A 13,392-nucleotide genomic window follows, 5' to 3' on the forward strand; every position below is an offset into this window, starting at 1 on the left:
TGTTCGGGGCGGCCGTCGAGGGATGTCCTCGTGGCCGCCCCGTTCGGTATTCGTACGTGACACAGGATTCGTAAGAGGCACAGGGCCCGTATCCGTACGTGGCACGAGGCACTTGGGGGCGGCATGTCCTTCTGGGACGGTCTGTGGCGTGGGCGTTCGATGGACTACGAATCGGGCAGCGCCGCGACCAACTCCATCGAACTGACCAAACGACACCCGACGGTCTCGCTCAGCAAACAGGGCGCGGCCAGCGGCAACCTGCGCGTCAACCTCTCCTGGCAGATGCGCACCTCCGACCTCCTCGGCAAGCAGCGCGGCGGGGGCCTGCTGCGGCACCCCTTCCAGATGTTCCGGCCCGAGCCGGTCCAGGCGCACACCCAGAGCATGGTCAACGTCGACCTCGACCTCGGCTGTCTCTACGAGCTGACCGACGGCGAGAAGGGCGTGGTCCAGCCGCTGGGCCACTTCTTCGGGAGCCTGAACTCGCCGCCGTACGTGAAGGGCAGCGGCGACGACCGGTTCGGTTCGGGCTCGGGCGAGACGCTCTACGTCAATCTCGACCACCGCGAGGCGATCAAGCGGCTGCTGATCTTCGTCTACATCTACGACCAGACGCCGGCCTTCGACCGTACGCACGCCAAGGTCACGCTCTACCCCAGCAACGGCCCGCGGATCGAGATCGACCTGGACGAGCGCCAGCCGCAGGCGCGCTCGTGCGCGGTGGTCTCCGTCGAGAACGTCAAGGGCGAGCTGATGGTGCGCCGCGAGGTGAAGTTCGTCTACGGCTTCCAGGCGGAGCTCGACCGGCTCTACGGCTGGGGCCTGCAGTGGGGCAGGGGCTACAAGTCCAAGGTGGGCTGAGCCGCCCGCCCGGTGCGAGCCCGCTCGGTGCGTGGCCGTCCGGCGAGCCCTCGCGGGCCCGCCGGACGCCGCCTCAGCGCGGCAGGAACTGCGGCCCCTGCGGGGGCAGCCGGAAGTTCGGGTCCGGCATCGGGGTGACCGGCTGCGGATAGCCGTACGAGGGCTGCGCGACCGGCGCCGCGGCGACGACCGGTGTGGGCTGCGTGGGAGCCGCCGGCGGGTAGCCGTAGGCGGGCTGGGGTGCCGGGTGGGACGGCGCGGGCGGATAGCCGTACGCGGGCCCCGGGGCCGTCTGCGGGGCCGGCTGGGCCATCGACGGCTGGTGCGCGGGCTGCTGCGGCGGCAGCGGGAACGAGGCGGGCGGCGGCTGCGACCCGGCCGAGTCCGTGTCGTCCACGGAGATCCCGAAGTCGGACGCCAGGCCCTCCAGGCCGTTGGAGTACCCCTCGCCGAGGGCCCGGAACTTCCAGCCGTCGCCGCGCCGGTAGAGCTCCCCGCAGATCAGCGCGGTCTCCTCGCCGGTCTGCGGAGTGATGTCGAAGTACGCGAGCGGCTCGGCGTCGGCGAGCGCCGCGTCGTAGAGCAGGATGCGCAGCGCCGGTACGTGCTGGAAGGAGACGCCCTCCGCGGAGGCGGCCAGGAGCACCCGGCCGACGGCCGGATCCATGCCGGCCAGATCCGTCTGGATGGTGTCGGTCAGGCCCTCGGCCACCCGCTTCTTGCCGAGCCGCCAGACCTTGCCCGCGGGGTGACGCGGCTGGTTGTAGAAGACGAAGTCCTCGTCGGAGCGGACCCTGCCGTCGCCGCCGAGCAGCAGCGCGGAGGCGTCGACGTCGGGGACGCCCTGGCCCGGTGTCCAGCGCAGCACGGCGCGCACCGCCGTGGCTTCGAGCGGGACGTTCGACCCCTTCAGCATCGCGTGCGTCATGCGGTCATCCTGCCTTCCCCCGCCCTGGCGGGACAACGTGGGGGCCTCAAGGCCCCGGTCGCGTCGGCAGGTGCCTGACCTGCGGGTGGTGCGAGCGTGCGACGGTTGTGTGGTCTGCGTGTGTGACATGGCCGGGTTACCTGAAGTTCATGCCCGGCGGGAACCCCCGACAGGCCTCTCTACGTACTATTACCGGCCACATCACGTCGGGCCGAGTCGACGAAACCGGCGATATCAGGGGATCACATGCGTCATTTCGGGCACATCGCCCCAGAGGTGCGGGAGCGCCTCTTCCACCGGGAGCCGTGTGCCTTCACCGCGGACTCCGCGCCACATCTGCTCGCCCCCGCCCTGGGCGGCACGCTGTACAGCCCGGCCACCCGCCCCCGTCTCGCCGACGACATCCTCAAGCAGGCCGGGCGCGGCGTGACCTCCATGGTGCTGTGCCTGGAGGATTCCATCGACGACGCGGACGTCGCGGCCGCCGAGGAGAACCTGGTCGGGCAATTCACCGACCTGGTCGAACGCGGTGTCGAGCCGCCGCTGCTCTTCATCAGGGTCCGGGCCGCCGAACAGATACCCGACCTCGCCCACCGGCTCGGTCCCGGCATCCGGTTGTTGTCCGGATTCGTACTGCCCAAATTCACCGAGGAGCGGGGCGTCCCCTTCCTCGAGGCGCTCACCGAGGCCGAGGGCCTCGCGCCGCCGGGCCGCAGGCTCTTCGCGATGCCCGTCCTGGAGTCGCCCGAGCTGCTCCACCTGGAGAGCCGCGCCGAGACGCTCGCCGGGATCGCCCGCACCGTCGACAAGTACCGCGACCGGGTGCTCGCGCTGCGCCTGGGCGTCACCGACTTCTGCTCGGCGTACGGCCTGCGCAGGCCGCCCGACATGACCGCCTACGACGTGCAGATCGTGGCGTCCGTCATCGCGGACGTGGTGAACGTCCTGGGCAGGGCCGACGGCACGGGCTTCACCGTGACCGGGCCCGTCTGGGAGTACTTCCGGGTCCAGGAGCGGATGTTCAAGCCGCAGCTGCGCCGCAGCCCCTTCCTGGAGGGCCGCGCCGACGAACTGCGCCAGGCCCTCATCGAGCACGACATGGACGGGCTGCTCCGCGAGATCGAGCTGGACCGCGCCAACGGGCTGCTCGGCAAGACCTGCATCCACCCCTCCCACGTCCTGCCCGTGCACGCGCTGTCGGTGGTCAGCCACGAGGAGTTCAGCGACGCCGAGGACATCCTGCGCCCGGAGCGGGGCGGGGGCGGCGTGCTGCGCTCCTCGTACACGAACAAGATGAACGAGGTGAAGCCGCACCGCGCCTGGGCCGAGCGGACCCTGCGGCGCGCCGAGGTCTTCGGCGTCGCCAAGGAGGACGTCGGCTTCGTGGAGCTGCTCGCGGCCGGGATCCCCGGCTGAACCCCCGGGCCCCGAGGCCCGACCGCCGGTCGCACCGGCCGGACCGCCGGACCTTCCGGCTGATCGACTATTTCGAACATGAGGGACATGACGTACGTGACTGAAGACGCGGTGTGGTCGGGAACCTGGGTCGCCGAGCGGCTCGGGGTCGGACTCGACGGTGACGAGGGCCTGCGCGGCATGCTCGGCCTCGCGCTGCGCCGCAACCCCAAGCGGGCGCACCTCCTGGTGTCGAACGTCCTGGGCAAGCACGTGCCGCAGCGCCCCTCGGTCGTGTACGCGGCCGGGCACGGCCTCGGCGTCCGGGTGCGGGAGCTGCTCGGCGACGAGGAGGCCGGACGCGCCGTCGTGCTCGGCTACGCGGAGACGGCCACCGGCCTCGGCCACGCGGTCGCGGACGGCGTCGGCCTCGCGCCGTATCTGCACTCCACCCGGCGCCCCGTCGCCGGGGTCGAACGCGCGGGCGGATTCGAGGAGTCCCACTCGCACGCCACTTCGCATCTGCTGCTGCCCGAGGACCCCGCGATGCTCGCGGGGGACGGGCCGCTGGTCCTGGTCGACGACGAGTTCTCCACCGGCAACACCGTCCTGAACACCATCCGCGCCCTCCACGAGCGCTTCCCGCGCGGGCGCTACGTCATCGTGGCCCTCGTCGACATGCGCTCGCCGGAGGACCGGGGCAGGCTCGCCGCCTTCGCACAGGAGATCGACGCCCGGGTCGACCTGATCGCCGCGGCCTCCGGCACGGTCCGGCTGCCCGCGGGCGTCCTGGAGAAGGGCCAGGCCCTGGTCGCCGAGCACGAGGGCGCCGCCGTGCCGCAGCCGCGCGGGGAGCGCGCCCCGGTGACCCGCGTCACGCTCGACTGGCCCGCCCCGATACCCGACGGCGGGCGGCACGGCTTCACCCCCGCGCACCGCACCGCCCTGGACGCGGCGCTGCCGGGCCTCGCCGACCGGCTCGCGGCGGCGCTGCCGGACGGCGCCCGCCGCGTGCTCGTCCTCGGCTTCGAGGAGCTGATGTACGCGCCGCTCGCGCTTGGCGTGCACCTGGAGCGCCGCACCGGCGCCGAGGTGCGGTTCTCCACCACGACCCGCTCGCCCGTGCTCGCCGTGGACGACCCCGGCTACGCGATCCGCACCCGGCTCACCTTCCCCGCGCACGACGACCCGGCCGACGGGCCCGGCAGCCGCTACGCCTACAACGTCGCGGGCGGCGGCTTCGACGCGGTCGTCGCGGTCGTGGACTCGACCGCCGACACCCCCCAACTGCACGCGCCGGACGGCCTGTTGGCCCAGCTGTCCGCGCACACCGGGCACGTCCTGCTGGCCGTCGTCCCGTCGTACGTCCCCTCGTACGCCACGTCGTACGCCCCCGAAAGGCCCGCCATGCTGCCCGAGCCCCTCCGCGGCCCCGCCTTCTCCTCGTACGCGCCCGAGGACGTCGGCTGGCTGCTCCAGGACCTCTCCGACGTGACGCTCGAAGCGCCCACGGAGGAGCGCGAGGAGGCGATCCAGAGCGGGGGCGCGCACTACGCCGAGTCGCTGCCCGTCGAGTACCAGCCGAGCGCCCAGTACCAGGAGCTGTTCCGCGCCGCGCTCGACACCTCGGCCGCCCGGATCGCGCGGGCTGTGGGCACCGTCACCGAGACCGTGCTCGCCGAGCGGTCACCGCGCCCCGTCCTGGTGTCGCTCGCCCGCGCGGGCACCCCCGTCGGCGTCCTGATGCGCCGCTGGGCCGCGCACCGGCACGGCCTCGACCTGCCGCACTACGCCGTCTCCATCGTGCGCGGCCGCGGCATCGACGCCAACGCGCTGCGCTGGCTCGCCGCCCACCACGACCCGGCCGACGTCGTCTTCGTCGACGGCTGGACGGGCAAGGGCGCCATCACGCGTGAACTGGCCGACGCCGTGCGGGAGTTCGTGGAGAGCGGCGGCCCCGCCGGGTTCAGCCCGGAGATCGCGGTGCTCGCCGACCCCGGTTCGTGCGTCCGCACCTACGGCACCCGCGAGGACTTCCTCATCCCCTCCGCCTGCCTCAACTCCACGGTGTCCGGGCTGATTTCGCGCACCGTGCTCCGTGCCGACCTGGTCGGGCCCGACGACTTCCACGGCGCGAAGTTCTACCGCGAGCTCGCGGACACCGATGTGTCCGTCGACTTCGTCGACACCGTCGCGGCCCGCTTCGACGAGGTCGCCGACACGGTGGACGCGCAGGTCAAGGAGGTGCTCGCGGCCGACAGGGAGCCCACCTGGGAGGGCTGGGCCGCCGTCGAGCGGATCAGCGAGGAACTGGGCATCCACGACGTGAACCTGGTGAAGCCGGGCGTCGGCGAGACGACCCGCGTGCTCCTGCGCCGCGTCCCCTGGAAGATCCTGGCCCGCGCCGGCGCGGGCGCCGACCTCGACCACGTGCGGCTGCTCGCCGAACAGCGCGGCGTGCCCGTCGAGGAGGTGGCCGAACTCCCGTACACCTGCGTGGGGTTGATCCACCCCAAGTACACGCGCGGCGCCACCGGTGCGGACGGCAAGGCGGTGGCCGCCAAGTGAGTGCCGTACTCGTCGCCAGCGACCTCGACCGCACCCTCATCTACTCCGCCGCCGCGCTCGGCCTGACCATGCCCGACGCCGAGGCGCCGCGCCTGCTCTGCGTCGAGGTGTACGACAGCAAGCCCCTGGCGTACGTCACCGAGACCGCCGCCGGACTCCTCGACGAACTGGGGCGCTCGGCCGTCTTCGTGCCGACCACCACCCGCACCCGCGAGCAGTACGGGCGCATCCATCTCCCGGGCCCCGCACCGCGGTTCGCGATCTGCGCCAACGGCGGGCACCTCCTCGTCGACGGCGTCTCCGACCCGGACTGGCAGGCCCGGGTGGTGCGTCGCCTCGCCGACGAGTGCGCCTCGCTCGACGAGGTCCGCGCGCATCTGGTGCGCACCGCCGACCAGGCCTGGCTGCTCAAGGAGCGCGTCGCCGAGGACCTCTTCGCCTACCTCGTCGTCGAGCGTTCGCTGCTGCCCGACGGCTGGGTCAAGGAACTCGCCGCCTGGGCGGACGGGCACGGCTGGACCGTCTCGTTGCAGGGCCGCAAGATCTACGCGGTGCCGAAGCCGCTCACCAAGAGCGCGGCGGTACGGGAGGTCGCCCGGCGCGTCGGCGCCGATGAGGTCCTCGCGGCGGGTGACTCGTTGCTCGACGCGGATCTGCTGCTCGCGGCGGACCGGTCCTGGCGGCCGGGGCACGGGGAGCTGGCGGACACGGGGTTCGCGGCGCCGGGGCTCACGGTGCTTCCTCATCGCGGGGTCGCGGCGGGGGAGGAGATCCTTCGGGCGTTCCTCGGGGCGGGGGTGCGGGGCTAGCCTGTGGGCATGCCTCGATACGAGTACCGGTGCCGGTCCTGCGGCGACACGTTTGAGTTGAGCCGGCCCATGTCCGAGTCCGGTGATCCCGCGGTGTGCCCTGTGGGGCATGAGGACACGGTGAAGTTGTTGTCGGCTGTGGCTGTTGGGGGGTCTGCGGCCTCGTCTGCGGCTGCGCCTTCCGGTGGGGGCGGTGGGGGCGGCGGCTGTTGTGGTGGGGGCTGCTGCGGGTAGTTCTTGGGTGCGGGTGCGTGGGGGCTGGGCGCGCAGTTCCCCGCGCCCCTAAGGGCGGCCCTTAGCGGACCACTGTTCCCGTCGCTGTGGTCAGCAGGGGGAGTTCCGTTCTCGTTGGTGCTCCCTCCCAGTCGCCTTGCGAGGCCACCGCGAACGCGCCCGTTGTGATCGCGCGGTCCAGGCGGGTCGGGACCTCCGCGTCGTCCAGGAGTGCCGAGAGGTAGCCGGCCACGAATGCGTCGCCCGCGCCCACCGCGTCCACCGCCCGCACCTCGCGGGCGGGAGCGTGCAGTTCGGTGTCGGCCGTGTGGGCCGTCGCGCCGTCCGCGCCGAGCTTGACCACGACCTCACGGACGCCGCCGTCGATGAGGAACTTCTCCGGGGCGTCGGCAGGAGTGCTCTCCGGCAGGCACAGCGGCAGCTCGTCGTCGGAGGCGATGAGGACGTCGACGTACGGGATCCACTCGCGCAGTTCGGCCGCCGCGGCCTCCTGACTCCACAGCCGGGAGCGGAAGTTGACGTCGAGACATACCTCGGTGCCGTGCTCGCGGGCGAGGCGCAGCGCCCGGCGGCAGGCGTCGCGGGCCGCGGGGCCGAGCGCCGGGGTGATGCCGGTCAGATGCAGCACGCGCGGCGGCACCGGCGCGGTGAACGCGGCCGCCACTGAGTCCGCGGACAGGCGCGAACCCGCGCTGCCCGCGCGGTAGTAGTGCACCCGGGTCACCTCGGGCAGCCGCGGCTCGAAGAGGATCAGGCCGGTCGGCGCGGCCGGGTCGCGGGTGGCGGCGGTGACGTCGACGCCCTCCGCGCGCAGCGTGCGCAGGACCAGTTCGCCCGCCTCGTCGTCGCCGACCGCGCCCGCCCAGCGGACGGTATGGCCGAGCCTGGCGAGGCCGATGGCGACATTGCTCTCGGCGCCCGCGACGGACACGTTCATGGTGCCGCCCAGCTTGAGCGGGCCGCTGCCGCGCAGCGCGACCATGGTCTCGCCGAAGGTGAGGACCCCGGTGCCCGTGGCCGCGCTCATCGGCGTACCTCCGCGGCCTCCGCCACCTTCACGAACTCCGCGGCGCGGGTGCGCAGCGCGCCGAGGTCGCCGCCGTCGGCCGCGTCGCCGATCAGCGGGGAGCCGACGCCCACGGCGACCGCGCCGAGCGCCAGATACGCCTCGGCGGCAGCCGCGTCCACGCCGCCGACCGGCACGAAGGGCGTGTCGGGGAAGGGGGCGCGCAGGGCCCTGAGGTAGCTCGGGCCGCCCATCGCGGACGCGGGGAAGATCTTCAGCGCCGTCACGCCCGCGGCCTGTGCCGCGATGACGTCGGTGGGCGTCAGGACGCCGCCGAGCACCGGCAGACCGAGGCGCCCGGCCTCGTCGACGCCCGCGCCGATGCCGGGCGTGACGATGAGGTTGGCGCCCGCGTCGGCCGCCCGGCGCGCGTCGTCGGCGGTGAGGACGGTGCCCGCGCCGAGCCAGGCGTCCGTGCCCAGTTCGGCCCGCGCCCTGCGCAGCACGCCGAGCGCGTCGGCGCCGCTGAGGGAGACCTCGACCAGGGGGACACCGGACTCGACGAGCGTCATGACCGTACGGAAGGAGGCGTCCGGGTCGGTGCCGCGCACGATGGCGACGAGGCGCCGGGCCCGGAGAGCCGCGGGGAAGTCGAGCATGTCCCCAGATTCGCACAACCGTCTCAGCGGGGCTGATCCGGGTGCCGGGCCTTCCAGTACGGGTTGTCGTGCGGCAGACCGCCGCTGACCCGGCCGTACATCCCGAAGGTCATCAGGAGCAGGCCCACCACGAAGCTGAACAGGACGTTCTGGATCCGGAACGCCAGGAAGTTGTAGCGGGAGTCGAGCAGGGCGAGATTGACGAAGCCGCTGAGCAGGAACAGGACGCCGAGCACCATGTTGAGCGTCGACGCCGCGTTGCCGCCGATCACCATGCCGGCGAAGAGCAGCAGGCCGACGGCGATGGACAGGACGCTCAGCGCGCCGTTGGTATTGAGCCCCGCCACGGTGTCGCCGCGGGTGTCGAAGAAACCGATCTTGTCGATGAGGCCGAGGACGCCGAAGGCGAGCAGGACGAGCCCCATCAGGCCCGCGCCGACGCGGTAGACCTTGCTCAGCCGGTGGTCGACGGGCAGGTCCTCGTCGAGCACGATGCGGCGCTTGTGGCCCTTGGGCCCGGAGTGGAGCACGTGCGTGGCCATGGCGGCCTCCTTGGTACGCGCGGAGGCCGTACTTCCGTACGTGGCCGTACCGCACGTAACTCCAGGATCAGCCCGTGGGCCGCGGAACGCCAGGCGCGGCGGGCCCCCCGCCGCCCGCTCAGGCCCCTTGGCCCCGCTCCTCGCGGATCTGCGTGACCACGCGCGCCACCGTCGAGCGGACCGCCTCGGTCTCGGTCAGGAAGTGCCAGTAGTCGGGGTGGCGGCCCTCCAGGGAGGCCACCGCGCGGTCCAGGCGCGCCACGGATTCGTCCAGCGGGCGGGCGTGGCGCGGCTCGGGCGTCTGGCGGCCCGCCATCGCCAGGCGCTGGGCGTCCCTGATCGCGAAGCGGGTGCGCTCGATCTCCTGCTGCGGGTCCTTCGACACCGCGTTCAGCCGCTGGAGCCGGTCGCCCGCCGCGGAGACCGCCTCGTCCGTCGTGTTGAGCAGCGCCCGCACCGTCGAGAGCAGCGAGGTGGCGTCCGGCCAGCGCTGCTCCTCGCGGGCCTGCCTGGCCTCCTTGAGCTTGGTCTCGGCCTGCCGCACGTTCTCCGCGGCCTGGTCGGGGACGTGCTGGAGGTCCTGCCAGCAGGCGACGGCGAACCGCCGCCTGAGCTCGCTGAGCACCGGCTCGACCTGGCCGCTGCGGGTGGTCAGGGCCTGCGCGCGCGTCCGCAGCGATACGAGGCGCCGGTCGATCTCGGCGGCGCGCTCGGGCAGCCGCTCCGCCTCGGCCCGCACCGCTTCCGCGTCGCGCAGCACGCGGTCGGCGCGCTGCAAGGTCTCCGGTACGCCGTGCTGGCCCGCGCCCTGGTTGAGCTTGGTCAGCTCGGGGCCGAGCGCGGCGAGCCTGGCCGCGAGGTCGTCGGCCTTCAGGCCCGCGCCGCGGACGGCGTCCAGGGCGTTGCTCGCGGCGAGCAGGGTCTGGCGGGCGCGCTCGATCGCGGGGGCGAGCCGGGCGAGCTGCGTCTCCGCCTTGTCGAGCAGCGGGCCGAGGCCCTGCTGGAAGCGTTCGAGATCCTGCTTGGCCCTGCCCAGCACGTCCTTGGCCTGGGTCAGCTCGGTGCGCGCGCGGGCCGCGACGGCGGTGTCGAGGTCGTCCCTGTCCAGGTCGTGGGCGTCCACGGCGCTGATGTACTGGTGGCTGGCCTCGTCGATGCGCTGCCCGATGGCCTCGAAGTCCGACACGGCGCGCCGGGCCGCGGGCGTGGAGTCCACGGCGACGATGGTCTCGATGGAGATCCGCAGGTCGCGCTGGGCGGTGTCCAGCTCGTAGAACGCGGCGGCCGCGGCGTCCTTCGCGGCCTGCGCCTCGGCGCGCACGCTCTCGCCGCGCCCCCCGAACCAACGGCGCGTGCCGCCGCCCGCGAAGGCGGCGGGGAGGGTGGCGGCGAGGAGGGGCAGGGGCAGCAGGACGAGGGCGAGGACGTCACGCAGGGGCCGGGCGGGCCGCGGGGCCGCCGCCCGTGCCGCTGATCTCCCGCTTCCCGCGCTCTCTCCGTCCGGCGTGCACGGCTGCGAAGGTGTCGCCGTCACTATCCCTCTCCCGTGCTGTCATCCGCCCTGCCCGGTGTCACATTCTCCCACCGGTTAAAGACGAACACACGACCCGGTTAGTTCGCGCCGGGCCGGGGGACTTTACCTTCATCGCTGAGAGCGGACAGCACGCGACAAGCGGTTTGCGGGGCACTCCCGTCGGCAAGGTAGGCTGTCGATTCGTCCCGGGCGCGTAGCTCAGGGGTAGAGCGCCTCCCTTACAAGGAGGATGTCGGCGGTTCGAAACCGTCCGCGCCCACCGGGTAGGAAGTAGCAGGTGGAAGCCTGTTTTTTGACCCCCCAGCCGTGATCGGCTGGGGGGTCTCTTCGTGTGCGGTCAGAGCAGACGAGCCGCCCGCGTCAGAGCCGTCAGCGTGCGGCGTTGTTCCCTGGTCCAGTGGGTGGGGCGGGGGTGGTGGGTGGAGACGACGCCGATCAGGGTGCCGTCGTGGGCCGTGACCGGGACCGAGACCACCGAGCCGATGCCGGAGTCCACCAGGACGTCGAGGGCCGGGGTGCCGAGGAAGAGCGGGGATGTGGTCACCTCGTCGACCAGGACGGGGCGGTGGTCCTGGGCGGCCACCCCGCACGCGGTCTCCCGGTCCGCCACCGTCTCGAAGAAGCTCAGGAACGGGTGGTGGAAGCCCCGTTGCGCCACGATGCGCAGGACGCCCGCCGTCTGGTCGTACTGCTGGGCGTTGCCCATCGGCGCGCCGGTGATCTCGAACGCGACCAGCAGTGCCTGCTCCAGGACCGACAGCCGTTGCCGCTGTTCGTGCGGGGGCGGCGGCATCGTCCTGACCTCCGCGGCGATCAGCCACGCCTCCGGCTCCCGGCACGCTTCCAGCGTGTGCAGCACGGCGCTGTGGGCCCGCTCCACGGTCAGGCCGCCGCCCGCCTCGGTGGCCCGTCCGCGCGCGTCGAGGAGCAGGTCGACGCCCGCCGTGCCGCAGAACGTCACCCGGCTCAGGTCCAGTACGACGCGGCTGGGGCGCTCCACCGCGCGGTACAGGTAACGGGCCAGTACCGGCGCTGAGTTGATGTCCAGCTCGCCGGACACGCAGATCGTGACCGTGCCGCTCGCCCTGGCGACGCCCACCCAGATGTTCCGCGACGACCGGGACCACTCCACGCCGGCCGCGCCGACGGGTCCCCCTTCGGTGCCCATGCCTGAGCAGGGTAGAGCCGCCGCCGCGCGCTGTCGGTGACCTTCACCAATTCGAGGGACAGCAGCAACGATTCGACCGGGAACGGACACCTTTGCCGTACTCGTGCGCCACCCGTGCCAGTCCGGCGCTCTTTGTCCGACCGTGTGGTCTTGCGCCCTGTCCAGGGAGCGCCCGCAGGAGTAGCCTCAGGAGAAGTCCGTGGAAGCAGGTACCGCCGTCGGTGCGGCGACGTGGTTCCAGGCGATCACTCGGGCCCGGGGTGGGCCCTCACGCCAGCGGCATCGTGCGCGGGACTCTGGACCCGCTTCAGCAGCACCGCTGTCATTCCGCGTCGACGGTTCCCGTATTCGGTCTTGTGCCCTGACCTGTCATCGGTCCTGTGCTCCGACCCGTGCCCGGTCCTGCCGTCGGTTCCTTGCTGCGGTGCATTGTCCCCGGAATCGGTATGCGTGACCTCTTCGTTGATGAACTGCTCCTGATCACCCCGCTTCGTGACGCGGTCGGCGTGCGCCTGTACGGCGAGGCCCTCGGTGCCCACAAGGCCCCGCTGGCGGTCGCCGTGACCGAACACAGCTCCCTCGCGGAGGAGGTCACCGTCGACCTCACGCGCGTCACGTACCTCTCCAACAGCGTCCTGGAGACCCTCGTCGCCCTCGCGCGGAGCCTGACCCCGCCCCGTTGCCTGCGCGTGCTCGCGGGCCCCGAACTCGGCCTGCTCGACCGGCTCATGTCCTACGGGTGGGACGAGATCGGCGGCCTGCGGGTGATGTCCGGCTGAAGGGCGGGCGCCCCCGCCCCGATGACTCTGTGTGAGGCCGGACCGTCCGACCGTGCCTCCACATCATGTCGATCCTGTGCATCTTTGCCGTCGGCACCATGGAAGCCGGACGAGGCCGCCCATCTCGCAAGGGGTCGCCTTCGGAGACCGTGATAACACGGAGTAATCAATTCCGAAGGAGGGCACGGTCTCATGGGTATCTTCAGCCGTCGTCAGACCGACACCGTCGAGCCGGCGTCGGGCGGCGGCGCCGGTGGGTCTCTCGCGCGGGCCGGGAGCGGCGGCGTCGCGCTCGATCCGGCGCTCCGCGCGCTCGACGGACAGTGGACCATCGACCGGCCGCACAGCCGCATCGGGTTCTCCGTACGGCACGCGATGGTCACCACGGTGCGGGGTGCCTTCGCCGACTACGACAGCGCGTTGTACTTCGACGGCGCGACGCCCGCCGCGTCCCGGGCCGAACTCGTCATACGGGTCGGCAGCGTCGACACCGGCGTGGAGCAGCGGGACGCGCATCTCGTCGGGACCGACTTCTTCGACGCGCGGCGCTTCCCGGAGATGGTGTTCCGGAGCACCGCCACGCGGCACGAGGGCGGGGAGAGTTTCCGGATGACAGGCGATCTGACCATCCGTGACGTCACCCGGCCCGTCGAGCTCCAACTCGACTATCTGGGCTCGGTGCTCGACCCCTTCGGCTTCGAGCGCGTCGGCTTCGACGGCACCACCACCATCGACCGCACGGACTGGGGCCTCGTCTACAACCAGCGCCTCGCGGCGGGCGGCACCATGGTGAGCGAGAAGGTCCGGCTCCAGTTCGACATCTCGGCGATCAGGGCCACGGCGCAGGCCGGCCCCGAGGCACCGGCGCCGGGCGCGACGGGCTGAGGCCTCCGGTCACAGCGACCGGAG

The 13,392-nt window shown here is 72.6% G+C and carries 13 protein-coding genes and 1 tRNA gene; 8 read left to right on the forward strand and 6 right to left on the reverse strand.

Annotated features, from left to right (window positions below):
* Positions 1 to 123 precede the first annotated feature (123 nt).
* Positions 124 to 861, forward strand: a complete 738-nt coding sequence (locus ACIO9J_RS18185) for a Tellurium resistance (RefSeq protein ID WP_401999876.1) — start codon at positions 124 to 126, stop codon at positions 859 to 861.
* A 73-nt stretch (positions 862 to 934) separates the two neighbouring features.
* Here ACIO9J_RS18185 and ACIO9J_RS18190 read toward each other — a convergent pair whose 3' ends face one another.
* Positions 935 to 1,789, reverse strand: coding sequence for a TerD family protein (locus tag ACIO9J_RS18190; RefSeq protein ID WP_401999879.1), 855 nt, complete (start codon positions 1,787 to 1,789; stop codon positions 935 to 937).
* Positions 1,790 to 2,035: 246 nt separating this feature from the next.
* On the opposite strand from ACIO9J_RS18190, the gene ACIO9J_RS18195 reads away from it, so the two are divergent.
* From ACIO9J_RS18195 to ACIO9J_RS18210, 4 genes are all read left to right on the forward strand, one after another.
* On the forward strand, positions 2,036 to 3,205 hold the full coding sequence (locus ACIO9J_RS18195; RefSeq protein WP_401999882.1) for an HpcH/HpaI aldolase/citrate lyase family protein: 1,170 nt from the start codon (positions 2,036 to 2,038) through the stop codon (positions 3,203 to 3,205).
* 87 nt (positions 3,206 to 3,292) lie between these two features.
* On the forward strand, positions 3,293 to 5,752 hold the full coding sequence (locus ACIO9J_RS18200) for a phosphoribosyltransferase (RefSeq protein ID WP_401999884.1): 2,460 nt from the start codon (positions 3,293 to 3,295) through the stop codon (positions 5,750 to 5,752).
* Entirely contained in the window at positions 5,749 to 6,561 is an 813-nt protein-coding gene (locus tag ACIO9J_RS18205; RefSeq protein ID WP_401999886.1) for an HAD family hydrolase, read from the forward strand. Before ACIO9J_RS18200 ends, ACIO9J_RS18205 begins: the two co-directional genes overlap by 4 nt.
* 9 nt (positions 6,562 to 6,570) lie before the next feature.
* The gene (locus ACIO9J_RS18210; RefSeq protein WP_401999889.1) at positions 6,571 to 6,795 is read left to right on the forward strand and encodes a zinc ribbon domain-containing protein; all 225 of its coding nucleotides are present in this window, start codon (positions 6,571 to 6,573) and stop codon (positions 6,793 to 6,795) included.
* A gap of 61 nt (positions 6,796 to 6,856) precedes the next feature.
* Here the strand turns inward: ACIO9J_RS18210 and ACIO9J_RS18215 are convergent, their stop codons facing one another.
* The 4 genes from ACIO9J_RS18215 to ACIO9J_RS18230 form a co-directional block, all read right to left on the reverse strand.
* On the reverse strand, positions 6,857 to 7,822 hold the full coding sequence (locus ACIO9J_RS18215; RefSeq protein WP_401999892.1) for a sugar kinase: 966 nt from the start codon (positions 7,820 to 7,822) through the stop codon (positions 6,857 to 6,859).
* Entirely contained in the window at positions 7,819 to 8,460 is a 642-nt protein-coding gene (locus ACIO9J_RS18220) for a bifunctional 4-hydroxy-2-oxoglutarate aldolase/2-dehydro-3-deoxy-phosphogluconate aldolase (RefSeq protein WP_401999894.1), read from the reverse strand. The genes ACIO9J_RS18215 and ACIO9J_RS18220 overlap by 4 nt, the downstream gene beginning before the upstream one ends.
* Positions 8,461 to 8,483: 23 nt before the next feature.
* The gene (locus ACIO9J_RS18225; protein ID WP_401999897.1) at positions 8,484 to 9,002 is read right to left on the reverse strand and encodes a DUF4383 domain-containing protein; all 519 of its coding nucleotides are present in this window, start codon (positions 9,000 to 9,002) and stop codon (positions 8,484 to 8,486) included.
* A gap of 118 nt (positions 9,003 to 9,120) precedes the next feature.
* Positions 9,121 to 10,536: a hypothetical protein gene (locus ACIO9J_RS18230; protein ID WP_401999900.1), complete on the reverse strand. Its 1,416-nt coding sequence runs from the start codon at positions 10,534 to 10,536 to the stop codon at positions 9,121 to 9,123.
* A 187-nt stretch (positions 10,537 to 10,723) separates the two neighbouring features.
* On the opposite strand from ACIO9J_RS18230, the gene ACIO9J_RS18235 reads away from it, so the two are divergent.
* A tRNA-Val gene (locus ACIO9J_RS18235) sits at positions 10,724 to 10,795 on the forward strand.
* A 78-nt stretch (positions 10,796 to 10,873) separates the two neighbouring features.
* Here ACIO9J_RS18235 and ACIO9J_RS18240 read toward each other — a convergent pair.
* The gene (locus ACIO9J_RS18240) at positions 10,874 to 11,704 is read right to left on the reverse strand and encodes an STAS domain-containing protein (RefSeq protein ID WP_401999903.1); all 831 of its coding nucleotides are present in this window, start codon (positions 11,702 to 11,704) and stop codon (positions 10,874 to 10,876) included.
* Positions 11,705 to 12,150: 446 nt separating this feature from the next.
* Between ACIO9J_RS18240 and ACIO9J_RS18245 the strand changes: the two genes are divergently transcribed.
* Together ACIO9J_RS18245 and ACIO9J_RS18250 are read left to right on the forward strand one after the other, a co-directional pair.
* Complete coding sequence (locus ACIO9J_RS18245) at positions 12,151 to 12,483, forward strand: hypothetical protein (protein WP_401999906.1); 333 nt, start codon at positions 12,151 to 12,153, stop codon at positions 12,481 to 12,483.
* Positions 12,484 to 12,675: 192 nt separating this feature from the next.
* Entirely contained in the window at positions 12,676 to 13,368 is a 693-nt protein-coding gene (locus tag ACIO9J_RS18250) for a YceI family protein (protein ID WP_401999909.1), read from the forward strand.
* Positions 13,369 to 13,392 lie beyond the last annotated feature (24 nt).

Origin of the sequence: Streptomyces sp. NPDC087300 (assembly GCF_044744425.1) — a bacterium.
Taxonomy (GTDB): Bacteria; Actinomycetota; Actinomycetes; order Streptomycetales; family Streptomycetaceae; genus Streptomyces.

Bases quoted from the DNA above. Each gene is read 5' to 3' on its own strand.
- ACIO9J_RS18195 (WP_401999882.1), top strand. From the start codon at position 2,036: ATGCGTCATTTCGGGCACATCGCCCCAGAGGTGCGGGAGCGCCTCTTC.
- ACIO9J_RS18220 (WP_401999894.1), bottom strand. From the start codon at position 8,460: ATGCTCGACTTCCCCGCGGCTCTCCGGGCCCGGCGCCTCGTCGCCATC.
- ACIO9J_RS18185 (WP_401999876.1), top strand. From the start codon at position 124: ATGTCCTTCTGGGACGGTCTGTGGCGTGGGCGTTCGATGGACTACGAA.
- ACIO9J_RS18225 (WP_401999897.1), bottom strand. From the start codon at position 9,002: ATGGCCACGCACGTGCTCCACTCCGGGCCCAAGGGCCACAAGCGCCGC.
- ACIO9J_RS18210 (WP_401999889.1), top strand. From the start codon at position 6,571: ATGCCTCGATACGAGTACCGGTGCCGGTCCTGCGGCGACACGTTTGAG.
- ACIO9J_RS18240 (WP_401999903.1), bottom strand. From the start codon at position 11,704: ATGGGCACCGAAGGGGGACCCGTCGGCGCGGCCGGCGTGGAGTGGTCC.
- ACIO9J_RS18245 (WP_401999906.1), top strand. From the start codon at position 12,151: ATGCGTGACCTCTTCGTTGATGAACTGCTCCTGATCACCCCGCTTCGT.
- ACIO9J_RS18250 (WP_401999909.1), top strand. From the start codon at position 12,676: ATGGGTATCTTCAGCCGTCGTCAGACCGACACCGTCGAGCCGGCGTCG.
- ACIO9J_RS18215 (WP_401999892.1), bottom strand. From the start codon at position 7,822: ATGAGCGCGGCCACGGGCACCGGGGTCCTCACCTTCGGCGAGACCATG.
- ACIO9J_RS18190 (WP_401999879.1), bottom strand. From the start codon at position 1,789: ATGACGCACGCGATGCTGAAGGGGTCGAACGTCCCGCTCGAAGCCACG.
- ACIO9J_RS18200 (WP_401999884.1), top strand. From the start codon at position 3,293: ATGACGTACGTGACTGAAGACGCGGTGTGGTCGGGAACCTGGGTCGCC.